Raw genomic sequence first — 16,737 nt, 5'->3', positions numbered from 1 at the left:
CTCGTCATGACATTCAACCAGCGGTCTGAGCGTTAAGGGTGGAATCGGCCAAGGTGTCCGGCGTGCAGCGCAAATCACCAATCATCAGCACATTGTTTTCGCTGGGCGCTTTGGACGGATCAAGACGGAACTGGCACAGCAACTGATTGTTGTGGCGCACTTCCAGGGTCGGCGAGCTGGCGTTCATCTCCAGGGAGAAGAAACCATCCACTTCGCTCACCCCACGGGTGGCGTGGTTGATGACGTGATGGCCCTTGAGCGGTTTGCCCTGTGGGTCGACCAGGCGCCCGAGGACGGTCACGGTTTGCATCACGTTGACCTTGAGGTATTCCACCCCGCCCTTGTTCAGGTGGTAACTGACACGGTGCGGCTGGATCGAGGCCGAAGGCGCGTGGTTGCCCTCAAAGTCGAACGTCACCGAGCCACCCTTGTAGGCCGTGATCGGGATAAAGTTGCGCCCAATCCGCAACGCGGTGCTGCCGCCACTGAAGTCATCGGCGCGCAGGGCGATGTCGTCGATATCGGTCTCGACGTCGACAATCATTCCTGCGCCGGTACCGGAATACTGGCTGGTGAGGACCATCTTCTGGCCGCCGAGGGCGAGGGTGCTCTCCAGGTTCAAGCCACCGCTCAGCTCATTGTTGAACGACGATTGCTGCACAAACGCATCGCCCTGCAGGGCTTCGGTGTCAAAGCTGGCCATGCCTGACATGCCGATGCCGTAGGTGTCGGTAGTTGCCGTGGCCGAGACGCTTTGCAGCAGGTGGTCTTGCAGGTCTTTGCGATAGGTCACAGAAGCGTTGTTATCACGCGACCCGTCCCGGGCGGTGCGCGTACCGAGGCTGGCGGACCACTGTTCACCCGGGCCGCCAAGGGCCACGCTGACACTCAGATCGACGCCGCGATTACGTTTGTCGCCAGTGCTGGCGCTGCCCGGCCGGTCGAACAGGGACAAGCGCCAGTTGGCGTCGCTGCCAAACAGATGGGTGCGCTCGCTCCAGCCCAGGTCCAGGCCAACACCTTCTACGTTACCTTCGGTGTGGGACAGTCTGGCACTCACCGAACGCAGGTTACTGAGCCGGTGATTCAGGGAAATCGATGAGTTACTGGTCTGGCCGACAAACACATTCACCTGGCGAATACGCGTGCCATCGGGCAGGTATTCGTAGGTATTACGGGTGTCCAGCCAGCTGCGAGTGTGGTTAAACACCACCGTGCCGGCACCATAGTTGTAGAGCCCGTTGAGGTCGACACCGGTGCCGTAGTTGTCGGTCTGGTAGACGTTGGCGTACACGCTGGCGGAGCTGGCAAGCGTCCAGTCGATGGAGGTGCCGTATTGCATGCTGTCTTTGACCTGGCGCCCCGAAACGCCCAACACCACGCGCGGGTGGGCCAGGTAGTTGAGGGAGGCGCCGGCGGTCGTGTCGCCACTGGACTGTTCATCCCAGTTGCTGAGCAACTTGCTTTCCCGGCCGGCAAATACGTTATAGCGCCAGCGGTCATCGTTGTTGCGCCAGTTGTTGGGCTTGTAGACCAACTCCTGGGTGGTGTTAGTGACCTGGCCGTCTTCTATCAGGCGCACCTCGACCTCATAGATCCCGCCGGGCAACGGACGTGTGTCCAGGTTCTGCAGGCCACTGGTGACAGGCTGGGTGTTGATCAACAGGCCATTGCGATAAATCTCCACCGAACCCTGGCGGTTGGCGGTAATGGCAATCGGATAGATGCTGGCCTTGGGGTTGTTGATCATCAAGGTGTCGGAGCTGCCGTACATCACGCCGATGGCGGTGTCGGGGCTGGCGCCGAACGTGCGCAGTTGCCGGGTGAGACCTTCGGCATTGGGTGTGAAATAACCCAGGCGCAAAAACTGGCCTTCCAGTTCGCGCTGGGTGTAGAGCGAGTACACCGCATGGTTGAGGGCGTCGTCGTCCGGGCCGCCGAGGCGCGAGAACTGCGCGTTCAACACCTGGCTCCAATTGCCCAGGCTGCTGCTGGCGTCAATCCCAAAGCGCCCGCCCGTGTCCTGGCCCTGGCCGCCGTTAAGGTTCAGTTGGTTACGCACAATCAGGCCTGCGCTGCCCTCATGGGGAAGCTCGTGATAACGCCGGCTTTCGGTGTCGCGCTCGGCGTTCTCGGTCAGCAGTGAGACCAGGGATTTTTCCAGGTTGTAGTGCACGGCCAGCAACTGATCGGGGCAATTACTCTCGCAGGTGCCCAGTGGCACTTGCTGCTTGAGGTACTCGGCCCAGCGCTCACGTTCATCGTCCTTGACCGGGCTTCCTTCATGGTCGTTAAACGAAATCAGGGTCAGGGTGTCTTCACGAGACAAGACAATCATTGCCTCCCCTACGAACTCTTGGTCACGCTCAACTCGAACGGCCAGGGGCACATCGAAAAAGTGCTCTTCAAAGTCCGCCGGCAAACCCTTGCTCTGAGCCAGCAAACTGCGCGGTGTTGTGCCATCGGCCACTGGAGCAGCTAACGCGCCCGCACAAAACGACAGGGCAAGCGCTGCCGCGATGGGAGTCATCGGGAACATGAACGGAATACTCTGAATACGGAAAATCAAACTATTGAGAACCGATCAACCGACGAAGAACCGCCTGTTGATCGGTAACCGCTACCCAATAAAGCGATGTTTACGGGTCAACTTCTCACCCTCACAGGGTGACGCGAGGCTCGTGGTCGAACACCACGGTGAAGTTGGTAGTGAAGAGACCTGCATCCGTGTCAGCTGGTTTGGCTGGAACAATAACCAGATCCGCCTGGGTGCCTGGAGTGGAGCTGGCATCATCGACAACTTCCAGCGGCGAGCCGGTCAGGGTGACGCCGTTGAAGGAGGTGGTCAGGGCAATGGAGGCAGTGCCGTTGCTCAGGGAAGCTGGACCGCCTTCGATGTAAGCCTTGATCGAACCGTCGGTATTTTTTACCGCGTAGGTTTCGCGCAGGCTGCTCAGGTTACCGGTCACGGTGTTGTAGGTCATGGTCTCATCGCGACCGAAGTCCGGGTTGAGCGGTTGTGCATGGAACTGTTTGGTAGGAATGGTTGCCTTGATGTTGATGACGCTGGTGGCTTCACCGGCAGCAAAGACGCTGGAAGAACCGAAGGCCAACATAACCAGTGGCAGTACGAAAGCAGTTTTCTTGAGCATTATTAGGTACCTGTATATCGCATTAATTGAGTTGAAAGCCCGATCAGCTTGCAACTTTCTCACGCGTTTAAAGAGCACATCTTTTCAATATCTGGCTGTGTCTTAGGACGCAGGCATATCTTCCACTGAATCAAAAACAAAGTAAGCCAGAGCCTTCTCTAAAGCATGTAGCCATAGGCCATACAACTAGTGAGACAAAAACAAAAAATACAAATAATGCCATCAGCACCTGTAATACACATCCTACAAAGAGACTATAAACTTACGGCCTACACGCGTTAAAAACTCGGACTGTAAGAAACGTATGACATACCGACACAACGGGGCTTAATCAAACATTCAATTAGAGTATTAACTCAATCTTTTAATCCTAGCTTAGTTTTTTAATAACTCGGTATTTCGTCATAACCAGTCCGCCATCGCCTTTGGCGGCCGCCGAACCGTTCATCGGAGAAGGCCTTTACGCGAGATAAGATATATCTTAAGTTGTATCTTGATTTTTCAGAGAGCACGACGATGAAAGACCCTCATTCCCACCGCGCAACCGGTAGCGGCCGCGACATCTTTGACAAACGCTCCAGCCGCGAACGGGCCGAGCGTGGCCCGCGCGTCTTTGCGCCGGGTGATCTGAAATTGCTGCTACCGGCGCTGATCGCCGAAATGCCCTGCCACGGCTACGACCTGATCCGCCGGATCGAAACCCTGTTCGACGGCGCCTACAGCCCCAGCCCCGGGGTGATCTACCCCACGCTGACCTTTCTCGAAGAAAGCGAATTGATTACGGGCGACGCCGAGGGCGGAAAAAAACGCTACACAATCACCGATGCCGGTCGTCTCTTATTGAGCGAACAGGCGGTTGCCCTCGAAGGCATTCGCATGCGCATGGACGTAAGCAAACGCTCGCTGCGCGGCCAGGACCGGCCACCGGAAATCCACGAGGCGGTGCACAACCTGCGCCATGCCTTGCATTCGCATCACGGGCGCTGGAGCCCGGACGAAATCACGCGTGTCGCGGCGCTGCTCAACCGCACCGCGCAAGCCATTGCCGACGGGAAAGACCAATGAACACACAAACCATCCATCGCGTGACCCACGACATCAAACGTCGCCGCCTGCAGGTACTGCGGGTGGTGGACATCACCCCGCGCATGCGCCGCATTACGTTGGGCGGCCCGGAACTGGCGGGTTTTATCAGCCTGGGCAGTGACGATCACATCAAGCTGCTGTTCCCGCAGAACCCCGCCGAACAAGCGGCCCTGGAAAGCCCGACGTTCACCATCAAGGGCGACGGCCCGCAACCGGCGATGCGCGATTACACGCCACGGCGTTACGACCTGAACAGTGGCGAACTGGTTATCGACTTCGTGCTGCACGGCGATGGCCCTGCGTCTACCTGGGCCGAGCAGGTGCAAGTCGGCCAGCATCTGTATATCGGTGGGCCACGGGGTTCGATGATCGTGCCGGATATCTTTGACAGCTACCTGCTGATCGGCGATGAAACCGCCCTGCCCGCCATCGGCCGGCGCCTGGAAGAATTGCCCGCCGGGCGCAAGGTGCTGGCGGTGATCGAAATTGCCGATGCCGCAGAGCTGCAAGTGCTGCAGAGCGCGGCGGATGTCGAGATTATCTGGGTGGTGCGCGGCGAGGCAGACCTGCTCGAGGTCGTGCGCAACCTCACGCTGCCCGGCGGAAAGTTGTACAGCTTTGTCGCGACCGAAACCAAGCTGTCGCGCCAGGTGCGGCGGGTGTTGCTGGACACTCACAAGGTCAACGAAGAGTTCTTGAAGGCCGTGGGTTACTGGCGTGCGGAAGGCAGCGAAGAGCAATGAGACCGACGCGATCAAAAAATGTGGGTGGGGGCTTGCCCCCGATAGCGGTGGGTCAGTTAACACGACTCTATCTGACACACCGCCATCGGGAGCAAGCCCCCTCCCACATTGACTGTGCCCACTTTAAGTCGAGGGTGATTTGAGGCGGTTATCCAGCACCACCATTGCCAGCGCAATCAGTAAGAACCCCAGCAAAATCCCCCCGGCATTCACGAACACCTGCGGGTAACCCAGGCTGTCCACATCCATGAACGGGTACTGATACTGCCCAAGCGAATGCCCGCGCAGCAGTACATACGCGAAGTACACCAAGGGGTAAACCACCCAGCCGGCGATGTGCTTGAGGCGCAAGGTGCCCTTGGGCACGCACCGCCACCAATAGATCAGAAACAGCACCGGCATCACGTCGTGCAGTAATTCATCGGCAATGAATTGAAAGCCCTCGGGGCTCCATAAGTGCCGCAGCAACAGGTTGTAGGCCAGGCTTACCAGAACGATGCTCGCGGCAATTGCGCTGCTGATACCCGGCGCGAGGAAAAACCGCTTGCCGGCCGACTCGCGCTCGACCAGCCAATAGCTCAGCACTACCACGACCAAGGTATTGGTCAGCACCGTGAAGAAACTGAAGAAACTGATCAATCCGCCCAGCAGGCTGGCGCCGCTGGACCAGCGCGAATACAGGATCAGGTATTGCTGAATCGCCAGCCCCACCCAACCGGCCAACGCGGCCGCCGCCACAAAACGCTTCACGGGCTCAGTCCAGCGGGCGTTTGGTGCGCATCAGTTTGACGTACAAGCCTTCGACTTTTTCCCGCGCCCATGGGGTTTTGCGCAGAAAGGTCAGGCTCGACTTGATGCTGGGGTCGCTCCTGAAGCAGCGGATATCAATGCGTTCGGCCAGGCCTGCCCATTCGTAGTGTTCCACCAGGGTGGTGAGGACGTGTTGCAGGGTCACGCCGTGGAGTGGGTCGTTGCTTGTCGCGGTCATGCCGGGCCTTTTGCGAGAGAGGAAACACAGCCGCGCACCTTAGCGGACGGGGCGTACCGGTGGAAGCACTGCATTGAATATAGCCCGTCGGTAAAAGTTCCCCTTTTCAGCGAAAAAAGAGATGTTATATTGTAACGATACTTATCAAAATCCTGCCAAGGAATGTCCGATGTCGCTCTCCTGTCTCTGGCGCCTGTCGCCCCTCGCCGCCGCCCTGCTGATCTGCTCCGAAGCCCACGCCCTGGAACTGCCATCGCAGATCATCACTGGCAATCCCCTGGGCAGCGCGCAACTCGCCTCGCCCACCACCGTGCTGGAGGGCGACGAGCTGACCCTGCAACAAAAAGGCAGCCTGGGCGAAACCCTGAACAAGCAGCCGGGGGTGTCGTCTTCGTACTTCGGCCCCGGTGCCAGCCGGCCGATCATTCGCGGCCAGGACGGCGACCGTATTCGCATCCTGCGCAACGGCGTGGGCGCGCTGGATGCGTCGTCACTGTCCTATGACCACGCCGTGCCGCTGGACCCGATCAACGTCGAGCGCATTGAAATCGTGCGCGGCCCGGCGGCCTTGTTGTACGGCGGCAGCGCCATCGGCGGCGTGGTCAATACCTTCGACAACCGCATCCCCACCGCAGCCATCGAGGGCATCCACGGTGCCGGTGAACTGCGCTACGGCGGCGCCGACACCACCCGCAGCAGCGCGGGCAAGCTGGAAGCCGGCGACGGCACCTTTGCCTTGCACCTGGACGCCAACGCGCGTGAATTCAACGATCTGAAAATTCCCGGTGATGCGCGCAGCCGCCACGCGCCCGAAACCGACGCAGGCCCCGGCAAAAACGGTCGCCTGGGCAACAGCGACGGGCGCCAGGATGGCGGCGCGGTGGGCGGTTCCTACACCTGGGACGATGGCTACGCGGGCCTGTCCTACAGCAACTACGACAGCAACTACGGCTCGCCCGCCGAGCAGGACGTGCGCATCCGCATGCAACAGGAGCATTACGCGTTCGCCTCCGAAATCCGCAACCTGCAAGGCCCGTTTACCTCGGTGAAAATCGACGCAGGCTACACCGACTACCAGCACCGCGAAATCGAAGGGGGCGAGACCGGCACCACCTTCAAGAACAAAGGCTATGAAGCCCGCGTGGAAGCCCGCCACCAGCCCATCGGGCCATTCGACGGCGTGGTCGGCGCGCAAGTGACCCGCAACGAGTTTTCGGCCCTGGGCGAAGAAGCCTTCGTGCCCCAGACCGATACCAACGCCGGCGCGCTGTTCATTCTTGAGCAAATGCACGCCACCGAGCGCCTCACCCTCAGCCTCGGCGGGCGCCTGGAACATACCAGCGTCGACCCGGATGCCAAGGGCAACTCGCGCTTCGCCAATGCCGACAAGGCCAATACCTTCACCGCAGGCAGCCTGTCGTCTGGCGCGGTCTACAGCCTGACGCCGATCTGGTCGTTGGCCGCCACCCTGGGCTACACCGAGCGCGCCCCGACGTTCTACGAGCTGTACGCCAATGGTGCTCATGTCGCCACCGGCACTTATGAATTGGGCGACGCCAACCTGTCGAAAGAAAAAGCCGTGTCCAGCGACCTGGCCCTGCGCTTTGACAATGGCACCCACAAGGGCAGCTTTGGCGTGTTCTATAGCCGCTTCTCCAACTACATCGGCTTGCTCGGCACTGGCCGTACATTGAACGACGAAGGTGAAGAGGACGCAGGCGGTATTCCCGAGTACACCTACTCCGGGGTACGCGCACGTTTCGCCGGCTTCGAAGCTCAGGACCACTGGAAACTCGGCGAAGGCGCCTACGGCAAGTTCGCCCTGGAGCTGTCGGGCGACTACACGCGTGCAACCAACCTGGACACCGGCGAAGCCCTGCCGCGCATTGCGCCGCTGCGCTTGAACAGCGGTTTGCTGTGGGAGCTGGATCGCTGGCAGGCGCGCATCGACGTAGAACATGCCGCCGGCCAAGGGCGCGTGCCGAGTAACGGAAGCGGCACCGATGGCTATACCACCCTCGGCGCGAGCGCGGGTTATCACTTCAATGTCGGCAGCAGCCAGTGGCTGGCGTTCGTCAATGGCGAAAACCTGACCAACCAGACCGTGCGCTACGCCAGCTCGATCCTGCGCGATATTGCGCCGGCGCCGGGGCGCAGTGTGCAAGTCGGCATCCGCACCACCTTCTAACCCACCCGAACGATCGTTCCCACGCTCCGCGTGGTAACGCAGCCCGTGGCGCTCTGCGTCACGTGTGCCCAGGCGTTGGCGCGACGCGCAGCGTCGCCGGAGGCATTCCCACGCAGAGCGTAGGAACGATCAGCCCCCTCCCACAGTTTTTTGCAGCGACTATCTGTCACTGTTACCAAATCTGAAATGATGCATCTTGCGATTCACCCTTTCTCTAAACGCCCCGCCGCATTATCCTTCGCAACAATCTGAAACGCTTCACCTCCAGGTTCTACCCCCTTTGCCGAACCTTTCCTTCACGCAAAGACAGCGCTGTCTTAAATCGAGCTGCGCCTGGGGGTTTATTGCCCGCCTGTGGATAACCGAGTTATCCACAGAAAAAACCAAAAATAACGCTGAACCAAGCCCGCGCCGAATCGTCATCTACAGTGAGTGAAGCACGGGCTTACATAATTCCAACGTAACGGAGAAACACACTATGAGCACTGATGGTGCCTCAAGCCCAAGCCGCCTGCTGCCCAGGTTGCTAGGCGTCTTGCTGCTGATCATGGGGCTGGCCTTGCTGGCCGGTGGGGTCAAGCTGAGCATGCTCGGCGGCTCGCTGTATTACCTGCTGGCCGGTATCGGCATCACCTTGACCGGCGTTTTGCTGCTGGCCACCCGCCGCGCTGCGCTGGGCCTGTACGCACTGGTGCTGTTCGCCAGCACGGTGTGGGCGCTATGGGAAGTCGGCTTGGACTGGTGGCAGTTGGTGCCGCGCCTGGCCCTGCTGTTCGCCTTGGGCATCGTCATGTTGTTGCCATGGTTTCGCCGTCCGTTGCTGCGTGGTCAAGCCGCGCCGCTGGGCACCGGCGCCCTGAGCGTGGCCGTGGTGCTGGCGGGTGCTGCCGCCCTGGCCAGCCAATTCACCAACCCCGGCGAAATGGTCAAGACCGGCCAACTGGACCGCGATGCTGTGCCTGGCATGGCCAGCGCTGCACCTGCCCAAGCCGATGGCGACTGGAACTCCTACGGCCGTTCGGCCTTTGGTGACCGTTACTCACCATTGGCCCAGATCACTCCGGAAAACGCGCACAAGCTGGTGCCGGCCTGGACCTTCCGTACCGGTGACATTCCGGGCGCAGGCGATCCCGGTGAGACCACTGCGGAAAACACCCCGCTGAAAGTCAACGGCATGCTGTACGTGTGTACCCCGCACAGCCAGGTGATTGCCCTGGACCCGGACACCGGCAAGGAAATCTGGCGTTTCGACCCGAAGATCACCACCCAGGGTGCCGAGAACTTCAAGGGTTGGGCGCACATGACCTGCCGTGGCGTGTCGTATCACGATGACGCCGCCTATGCCTCCGAGCAGAGCCCGACCGGTAGCGCCAGCCCGGCCGCCGCACCGACCGCCTGCCCGAAACGCATCTTCGTGCCGACTGCCGACACCCGCCTGATCGCCCTGAACGCCGATACCGGCAAGATGTGCGAAGACTTCGGTGACAAAGGCCAGGTCGACCTGCGTGCCAATATCGGCACCTTCGCCCCGGGCGGTTACTACTCCACTTCGCCACCGGCCGTGACCAAAAACCTGGTGGTGATCGGCGGTCACGTGACCGACAACGTCTCCACCGACGAGCCAAGCGGCGTGATCCGTGCGTTCGACGTGCACACCGGCAAGCTGGTGTGGAACTGGGACAGCGGCAACCCGGACGACACCACCCCGTTGGCCGAGGGCAAGACCTACACCCGCAACTCGCCGAACATGTGGTCCATGTTCGCCGTGGATGAAAAACTCGGCATGCTCTACCTGCCGATGGGCAACCAGATGCCCGACCAGTACGGCGGTGACCGTACCGATGACTCCGAAAAATACGCTGCCGGCCTGACCGCCCTGGACATCGACAGCGGCCACGTGAAGTGGACCTTCCAGTTCACCCACCACGACCTGTGGGACATGGACGTGGGCGGCCAGCCTTCGCTGATCGACATCAAGACCGCTGACGGCGTCAAGCAAGCGGTGATGGCATCGACCAAGCAAGGCAGCATCTACGTGCTGGACCGTGCCACCGGCCAACCGGTAGTGCCGATCAATGAAATCCCGGTACCACAGGGCGCCGTTGCCGGCGATCGCACCTCCCCTACCCAGCCGAAGTCTGACCTGAACTTCATGCCACCGCCGTTGAAAGAACGCGATATGTGGGGCGTGACACCGTTCGACCAGATGCTGTGCCGGATCGACTTCAAGTCGATGCGCTACGATGGCCCGTTCACGCCGCCGTCGCTGCAAGGCTCGATCGTGTACCCAGGCAACTTCGGCGTGTTCGACTGGGGCGGCATCTCGGTTGACCCGGTCCGCCAGATCGCTTTCGTGAACCCCAGCTACATGGCGTTCAAATCGAAGCTGATTCCGGCCGCCGACATCGCCAAGCAAGGCCCACGTGTCAGCGAAACCGAAGGCGTACAACCGAACAAAGGCGCGCCGTATGGTGTGATCCTCGAAGCGCTGCTTTCGCCGCTGGGCCTGCCATGCCAGGCACCAGCCTGGGGTTACGTGGCGGCGGTCGACCTGACCACCCACCAAACCATCTGGATGCACAAGAACGGCACCGTGCGTGACAGCTCGCCGGTTCCGATCCCGCTGACCATGGGCGTGCCAAGCCTGGGCGGTACCTTCACCACTGCAGGTGGCGTAGCGTTCCTGAGCGGCACCCTCGACCAGTACCTGCGTGCCTACGACGTGAAAAACGGTAAGCAACTGTGGGAAGGCCGCCTGCCTGCAGGCGCGCAAACCACCCCGATGACCTACACCGGCAAGGACGGCAAGCAATACGTGCTGGTCATGGCCGGCGGTCACGGTTCCCTGGGCACCAAGCAGGGTGACTACGTGATGGCGTTCAAACTGCCGGATTAAGTAAACCCGGCGGTAAAACAAAGGCGGCTACCCGATGGGTAGCCGCCTTTTTTGTGCACGCCTGATAGGCGCTCGCGGGGCTTACAGGCAACGTGCGCGCATGAAATCGCCCCAACGGCGCACCAGGTAGTTGTGCTCGTCCATCACCGAGTTCCACACCGCAATGTGCCCCATGCGCTGCTCATAGGAGCCGCCGTCGCGCACCTCGCCGATGTCGATCAATGGCAAGCCGTCGCTGCCCGACAGCTCTTCACGCGCAGGCTTGCCCGCGTACCAGTAATCCCACTCGGCGCTGCTCAGATGATCGCGGGTACGCGCCGGGTTACCGATGTAGTAACCCTGGCGCGCCATCACCGCCCCTGGCCAGCCGGACAACCACCAATTCAGGTAGGCATAGGCCGCATCCAGCACCGGCCCCTGGGCATGGCGCGACAACGACAAGCCGCCGAACCAGGCGCGATAGCCTTCGCGCGGCACGGCGAGCCGGTATTTCACCCCGGCACGGTGCAGGCGCATCAAGGTCGGCGACCACAGGCTCTGGATGTCGATGCTCGGGCTGAGCATCAATTGCGCGGCTTCTTCATCGTCCGACCAGAACGCCGCAAAGTGCCCCTCCTTCTGCTTGCGCACCAGGATCTCGGCCAGCACGTCGATCTCCTCGATGCTCATATTGCCAATGTCCCGGAACTGCGCCAGCCCCGCGCCCTGCACAGCGAGCGCGGCATCCAGGGCGCCGATGGCGGCGTCGCTTTGCAGGGCGGTGCGCGCGCGCCACGCCGGGTCGAGCAGCCAGCCCCAGCTTTCGTTGCCGTGGCAGAAACCTTCGGGCAAACGCTCGGGGCGATAGGCAAAACTGTCGGCGTTGTGGGTCAGCGGCAGCATGCTGATGCGCTCGGTTACGCTGCTGCCGAGGCTGCCGTCGTGCTGCACGAACAGCCGCTCACTCGGCACGCTGCCACTGCCCAGGCGGTCGCTGGGCGACAGTCGGCCGCGCTTGGGCAGGTCGTTGATCTCATGCCACAGCGCGATGCGCCGCGTATCGATCGGCTGGATCGCCCGCGCCGGCCACACGAAGTCGACGTTGTGGAACCACTGGTCGTACAGGTCGTAGCTGTCTGGCTGCATCACCGCGATACGCTGGGCTTGCTCCACATCATGCACCTGGTACACCAGGCGAATGCCCAGCTCCTGCTCGGCCCGCACGCGCAGGCACTCGAGCAAGGTCACGGAGGTACCGAGCACGCGCAGTGTGATCATGCCGCGAACCGCCGCGCGAACACGTCGAAGGAACGGCGCAACAGCGCGGGGTCGAGGCCGCGCAGGATGAACACCAGGCGCGACTGGCGCTCAGTGCCTGGCCAGGCAGACAAATGCACCGGGGCATGCAGGCAGTGCTGCACACCATGGATGACGATGGGGGCCGAGCTTGCGTTCACGTTGAGCAGTCCTTTGACGCGAAGGATTCGTTCGCCGTGGCATCTTAGCAGCATCGACAACCACACCCCGAACCCGATCCAGTCCAGCGGTTGCTCGAAAGTCAGGCAGCACACCTGCGCCGCGCCGTGGTTGGCCGTGGCGGGTTGATGCAGTTGCCAGCGACTGACCTCGACGGCGGGCTCGGCGCCGCGCACGCCCTCGCCGAGCAGCAGTTGATCGCCGCTGTGAATCGCCTGGGTATCGAGGATCAACGTACCGCCGTTGAGGGCGTGCAGATGCTCGCGCAGCGCGGCGCAATCGTCGACCAGGTCGGTCTTGCTCAGCAACAGCCGGTCGGCCGCCGCCACCTGGGCCAGCCACTCCGGGTGCAGGCGTTCCTGCAAGGCGGCATGGCTGGCATCGACCAGGGTGATCACCAGGCCGATATGAAAACGCCCGCGCAGTTGCACGTCATTGTTCAGCGTGGCGAGGATCGGCGCCGGATCGGCCAGGCCGGTGGTTTCCAGGATCACCCGTTTGAAGGCCGGGATTTCCCCGCGTTCACGGCGTTGCAACAGGCCGAGCAGTGCGTCTTTCAACTCGCCGCGAATCGAGCAGCACACACAGCCGCTGGGCAGCAGGACGGTGTCTGGCGCGACTTCCTCCACCAACAGATGATCAATGCCGACATCGCCGAACTCATTGATCAGCAACGCGGTGTCGCCCAGGCTTTCGCCCTGCAACAGGCGCTTGAGCAAGGTGGTTTTGCCGCTGCCGAGGAAACCGGTGATCACATTCAGGGCAATGCTCATATTTACCTCCGCCCCCTGTAGGAGCGAGCTTGCTCGCGAAAAACCCGAGAGCGCCACGTACATCCAGACGACACGCGTTAGCGTTGACATTTTTCGCGAGCAAGCTCGCTCCTACAGTGGGGTGTTTTCCAAGTGGTCAAGTAGACGCGGGTCAAGGGGGTCCAGCGGGCGGCCAAGCATGGTTTCGGCCGCCTGCAAGAGTTGATCCAGGCCGCTGGCCAGGGCCTGTTTGCCGGTCGCGCCGAGCAACAGGTATGACGCGCCCTGGAAATCCTCGACCTTGAGCCGAAACACCGCCAGCACCTGATTGATCGCCGCGATCCGGCGCAGGCGCTCGCGACGCCTGGGCAGTGCATCGCCCAAGGGGTCGCTCCAGTGCACGTCTTCGCCGAGCAGGCCGCAGAGTCCGCACATGGCTAAGCCCCGCTCATGGCATGACATCGCCGGCGTTCGGGCCGAGGGTCTGGCCGACGAACAGGTTACCGCCCGGGGTACTGGCCAGCAGCACGGCGGTGGGCGCGACTTCGTCCGCCAGGCCGAAGCGGCCCAGGGGCAGTTCGGCGGCCTTGGCGCGTTTCCAGCTGTCGCTGATGCCGCCCACCAGCGGGGTTTCGATGGGGCCTGGGGCGATGGCGTTGACCAGCACATTGTCCTTGGCCACTTCCAGGGCCAGGGACTTGGTGAAGCCGATCACCCCGGCCTTGGCCGCCGCGTAGTGACTCAGCTCGGCACCGCCCTTGATGCCCAGTTGCGAGGCGACGTTGATGATCCGCCCCCAGCGCTGCGCGAGCATATGCGGCAAGGCGCGTTGGCTGGCGATGAACACGCTGGTGAGGTCGACCCGCAACATGTCGTTCCACATCTCGAGGGAGAGATCGACGCAACGCGCCTGGGTCAGCATGCCGGCATTGTTGACCAGGATGTCGATCCCGCCGAAGTGCTCGACGCAACGGTCGACACTGGCCTGGGCGCCTTCGACGGTACCGACATCGGCCAGGCATTCGAACACCTCGGCGCCCAGGTTGCGACAGGTGATCGCGACTTCGGCCAGGCTCGCGGCGTTGCGGTCGGCCAACACCAGGCGAGCGCCCTCGACCGCGTAAGCCTGGGCAATGGCGGCACCGATGCCGCTGCCGGCCCCGGTGATGACGGCGCGGCGGTTATTCAACAGGCTCATTTTTATTTCCTCATTGATCGTTTCCACGCTCTGCGTGGGAATGCCGCCTTGGACGCTCTGCGTCCGCTGTTGTGACGCGAAGCGTCACGCTGATGCATTCCCACGCGGAGCGTGGGAACGAGCGTGGTCAGTCAGGCCAGCGCACGGTCAGGCCGCCGTCGATGATGATGCTTTGCCCGGTCAAATAACTCGATGCATCACTGGTCAAGAACTGCACCAGCGACGCCACTTCATCCGCCCGCCCTACCCGGCCCAGCGGGATTGCCTTGGCAGCCTTGGCCAACCCTTCAGGCCCCAGCGAATTCTTCGCATCCAATGACTGCGGCGTCTCGATCAACCCCGGGATCACCGCATTGCACCGAATGCCCTTGGCCGCCAGTTCCACCGCCAGCGAACGACACAACCCCGGCACCCCGGCCTTGGCCGCCGCGTAGTGGCTGTGTTCCTGCCAGCCATACACGCCGCCGGCAATCGAGGAAATCGCCACCAGCGCGCCGCCTTCGCGCATATGCCGGGTCGCCGCGCGGAAGGTGCGCATCACCCCCGTGAGGTCGATATTGAGCATCTCGTCCCACAACGCATCGCTCATCTCCAGCAACGGCGCGCGCCGCAGCAAGCCGGCATTGGCCACCGCATAATCGAGGCGCCCGAAGTGCTGCACCGCTTGCTCGGCCATGGCATCCACCGAGGCGCTGTCGCCCACGTCCAGCGCCAGCATCAGACACTCGCCACCGGCTGCTTCCACCAGGGCAACCGTGCTTTGCGGATCATGGGGATCGGCCGGGTAATACCCGCCCACCACCGCCACGCCGCTGCGCCCGTAGGCCACGGCAAGGGCTTGGCCGATGCCGCTGGCAGCACCGGTAATCAAGGCAACTTTACGGTTCATCAAGAACTCCTTACTGAACGGTTTCCGGACGCACATGGCGCGCGGCAAACATCAACGCGCCGGACAAGAAGCACGGCAGCGCGCCGAACCACAGCGCGGCGGTCTGCCAGTCGCTGCCGGCGGACAACACCTGGGTGGCGCCAAACCCGGCCAATACGGCGCCGATCGGGCCCATGGCATGGATGATCGCGCCACCGGTGGCGCGGATGCTGGTGGGGAAGCTTTCGCTGATGAAGAACAGCGCTGCCGAGTACGGCCCGATCAGGAAGAACAGGCCCAGGCTGTACAACCCGACCACCATCGGCATGTTGCTCGGGCCGAACAACATCCCGGCGAATGCCAGGCCGCCGAGCATCCAGCCCAGGCCGATCACGTTGCGCCGCCCGATCTTGTCGCCCATCCAGCCGTGGCTGAGGTACCCGCAATAGCCCACCAGGTTCGACAGCACGAGGATGATCAGCGAGTTCTCGAACGAGATGTGGTGCACGCTGACGATCACCGAGGTGCCCAGCACGCTGAACACCTGGATCGCCGCCCAGTTGAGCAACAGCGCGGCGCCGATCACCAGGGTGGCGCGCCGCGCCGGGCCCCGGAATGCAGCCTTGAGGCCGGCCTTGCTGTGTTCGTCATAATCCACGCCGTAGGTCACGGCGACGTTCTGCGCCTCGCTCACCGCACCGCGTTTACGCAGTTGGCTGATGCGCTGGTGAATCTGGAACTGCGGGCTCTCCTTGAGCTTGCGCGCCATGATCGCAATCACGATGGCCGGTATCGCGGCGAAGACGAAGCAGCCCTGCCAGCCGATAATCGGCAGCAGCAGCGCGGTCAACCCCGCCGCGATCAAGGCCCCGACCGGCCAGCCGCCTTGTACCAGGCTGTAGATGAAGCCGCGACGCTTGGTCAGTTTCGGGTCTTGCGAGGCGCCGTACAGCTCACTCAGATACGTCGCATTGACGGTTTCCTCGGCATACCCCAAGCCACCCAGCGAGCGAATCAGGATCAGCGGCGACTTGCCCCATGCCCCGCCAATCGCGGTGAGCGCCGAGCACAGCGCGGAGCCGGCCACGGTCAGAATAATCCCCTGGCGGCGCCCCAGTTTATCGACGACGGGACCAATGGCGAACGCGACCACCGCCGTGCCCACCGCCACCCAGGTCGCGATTTGCGCCTGCTCCACTTCCCCCCAGCCAAAGTGCCGGCCGATCTCTGGCAGCAAGGTGCCGAACAGGATGAAGTCATACACCGCGAACACCCAGGCGAAGAACGCGATCCAGGTGGCGAAGCGCACTTCCTGGGACGTCAGTTGCCGGGGTTTCCAGCCAGTCAGGTCAAGCTTGTTGTAGATAGACATGCAGCGCGCCTCGGGAGGTGGAGTGGGCTTTCTGTAGGA

General features: G+C 62.1%; 14 protein-coding genes. 4 read left to right on the top strand and 10 right to left on the bottom strand.

The genetic code is table 11. The features are described 5' to 3' along the window. Nucleotides 1–13: 13 nt before the first annotated feature. Together C4J90_RS05400 and C4J90_RS05395 are read right to left on the bottom strand one after the other, a co-directional pair. Nucleotides 14–2,539, bottom strand: coding sequence for a CS1-pili formation C-terminal domain-containing protein (locus tag C4J90_RS05400; RefSeq protein ID WP_124419370.1), 2,526 nt, complete (start codon nt 2,537–2,539; stop codon nt 14–16). A 121-nt stretch (nt 2,540–2,660) separates the two neighbouring features. Beyond that, the gene (locus C4J90_RS05395; RefSeq protein WP_124361469.1) at nt 2,661–3,152 is read right to left on the bottom strand and encodes a CS1 type fimbrial major subunit; all 492 of its coding nucleotides are present in this window, start codon (nt 3,150–3,152) and stop codon (nt 2,661–2,663) included. 516 nt (nt 3,153–3,668) lie between these two features. Between C4J90_RS05395 and C4J90_RS05390 the strand changes: the two genes are divergently transcribed. Both C4J90_RS05390 and C4J90_RS05385 read left to right on the top strand, forming a co-directional pair. After that, the gene (locus C4J90_RS05390) at nt 3,669–4,217 is read left to right on the top strand and encodes a PadR family transcriptional regulator (protein ID WP_124419369.1); all 549 of its coding nucleotides are present in this window, start codon (nt 3,669–3,671) and stop codon (nt 4,215–4,217) included. Further along, entirely contained in the window at nt 4,214–4,981 is a 768-nt protein-coding gene (locus C4J90_RS05385; RefSeq protein WP_124419368.1) for a siderophore-interacting protein, read from the top strand. The genes C4J90_RS05390 and C4J90_RS05385 overlap by 4 nt, the downstream gene beginning before the upstream one ends. Before the next feature lie 123 nt (nt 4,982–5,104). On the opposite strand, the gene C4J90_RS05380 is transcribed toward C4J90_RS05385, so the two are convergent. Both C4J90_RS05380 and C4J90_RS05375 read right to left on the bottom strand, forming a co-directional pair. Continuing rightward, nucleotides 5,105–5,731, bottom strand: coding sequence for a Pr6Pr family membrane protein (locus tag C4J90_RS05380; RefSeq protein WP_124419367.1), 627 nt, complete (start codon nt 5,729–5,731; stop codon nt 5,105–5,107). 4 nt (nt 5,732–5,735) lie between these two features. Then, the gene (locus C4J90_RS05375) at nt 5,736–5,969 is read right to left on the bottom strand and encodes a VF530 family DNA-binding protein (RefSeq protein WP_124361465.1); all 234 of its coding nucleotides are present in this window, start codon (nt 5,967–5,969) and stop codon (nt 5,736–5,738) included. A 169-nt stretch (nt 5,970–6,138) separates the two neighbouring features. On the opposite strand from C4J90_RS05375, the gene C4J90_RS05370 reads away from it, so the two are divergent. Both C4J90_RS05370 and C4J90_RS05365 read left to right on the top strand, forming a co-directional pair. Beyond that, entirely contained in the window at nt 6,139–8,157 is a 2,019-nt protein-coding gene (locus C4J90_RS05370) for a TonB-dependent receptor (protein ID WP_124419366.1), read from the top strand. Between the two features lie 478 nt (nt 8,158–8,635). Beyond that, nucleotides 8,636–11,053, top strand: coding sequence for a glucose/quinate/shikimate family membrane-bound PQQ-dependent dehydrogenase (locus C4J90_RS05365; RefSeq protein WP_124419365.1), 2,418 nt, complete (start codon nt 8,636–8,638; stop codon nt 11,051–11,053). Between the two features lie 81 nt (nt 11,054–11,134). Here C4J90_RS05365 and C4J90_RS05360 read toward each other — a convergent pair whose 3' ends face one another. The 6 genes from C4J90_RS05360 to C4J90_RS05335 form a co-directional block, all read right to left on the bottom strand. Further along, on the bottom strand, nt 11,135–12,310 hold the full coding sequence (locus C4J90_RS05360) for a PotD/PotF family extracellular solute-binding protein (RefSeq protein ID WP_124419364.1): 1,176 nt from the start codon (nt 12,308–12,310) through the stop codon (nt 11,135–11,137). Next, nucleotides 12,307–13,281 (bottom strand): GTP-binding protein, encoded by a 975-nt coding sequence (locus C4J90_RS05355; RefSeq protein ID WP_124419363.1) that lies wholly within the window; start codon nt 13,279–13,281, stop codon nt 12,307–12,309. Before C4J90_RS05355 ends, C4J90_RS05360 begins: the two co-directional genes overlap by 4 nt. Nucleotides 13,282–13,392: 111 nt before the next feature. Beyond that, complete coding sequence (locus C4J90_RS05350) at nt 13,393–13,695, bottom strand: hypothetical protein (RefSeq protein WP_124419362.1); 303 nt, start codon at nt 13,693–13,695, stop codon at nt 13,393–13,395. A 13-nt stretch (nt 13,696–13,708) separates the two neighbouring features. Beyond that, nucleotides 13,709–14,458: an SDR family NAD(P)-dependent oxidoreductase gene (locus tag C4J90_RS05345; RefSeq protein WP_124361459.1), complete on the bottom strand. Its 750-nt coding sequence runs from the start codon at nt 14,456–14,458 to the stop codon at nt 13,709–13,711. A gap of 127 nt (nt 14,459–14,585) precedes the next feature. After that, complete coding sequence (locus C4J90_RS05340) at nt 14,586–15,347, bottom strand: SDR family NAD(P)-dependent oxidoreductase (protein WP_124419361.1); 762 nt, start codon at nt 15,345–15,347, stop codon at nt 14,586–14,588. A gap of 10 nt (nt 15,348–15,357) precedes the next feature. After that, nucleotides 15,358–16,698, bottom strand: a complete 1,341-nt coding sequence (locus tag C4J90_RS05335) for an MFS transporter (protein ID WP_124361457.1) — start codon at nt 16,696–16,698, stop codon at nt 15,358–15,360. Between the last annotated feature and the right edge of the window lie 39 nt (nt 16,699–16,737).

Origin of the sequence: Pseudomonas sp. R2-60-08W (genome assembly GCF_003852335.1) — a bacterium.
Lineage (GTDB): Bacteria > Pseudomonadota > Gammaproteobacteria > Pseudomonadales > Pseudomonadaceae > Aquipseudomonas.
The sequence above is the reverse complement of the archived record's forward strand: the minus strand, read 5'-3'. Positions and strand labels throughout refer to the sequence as shown.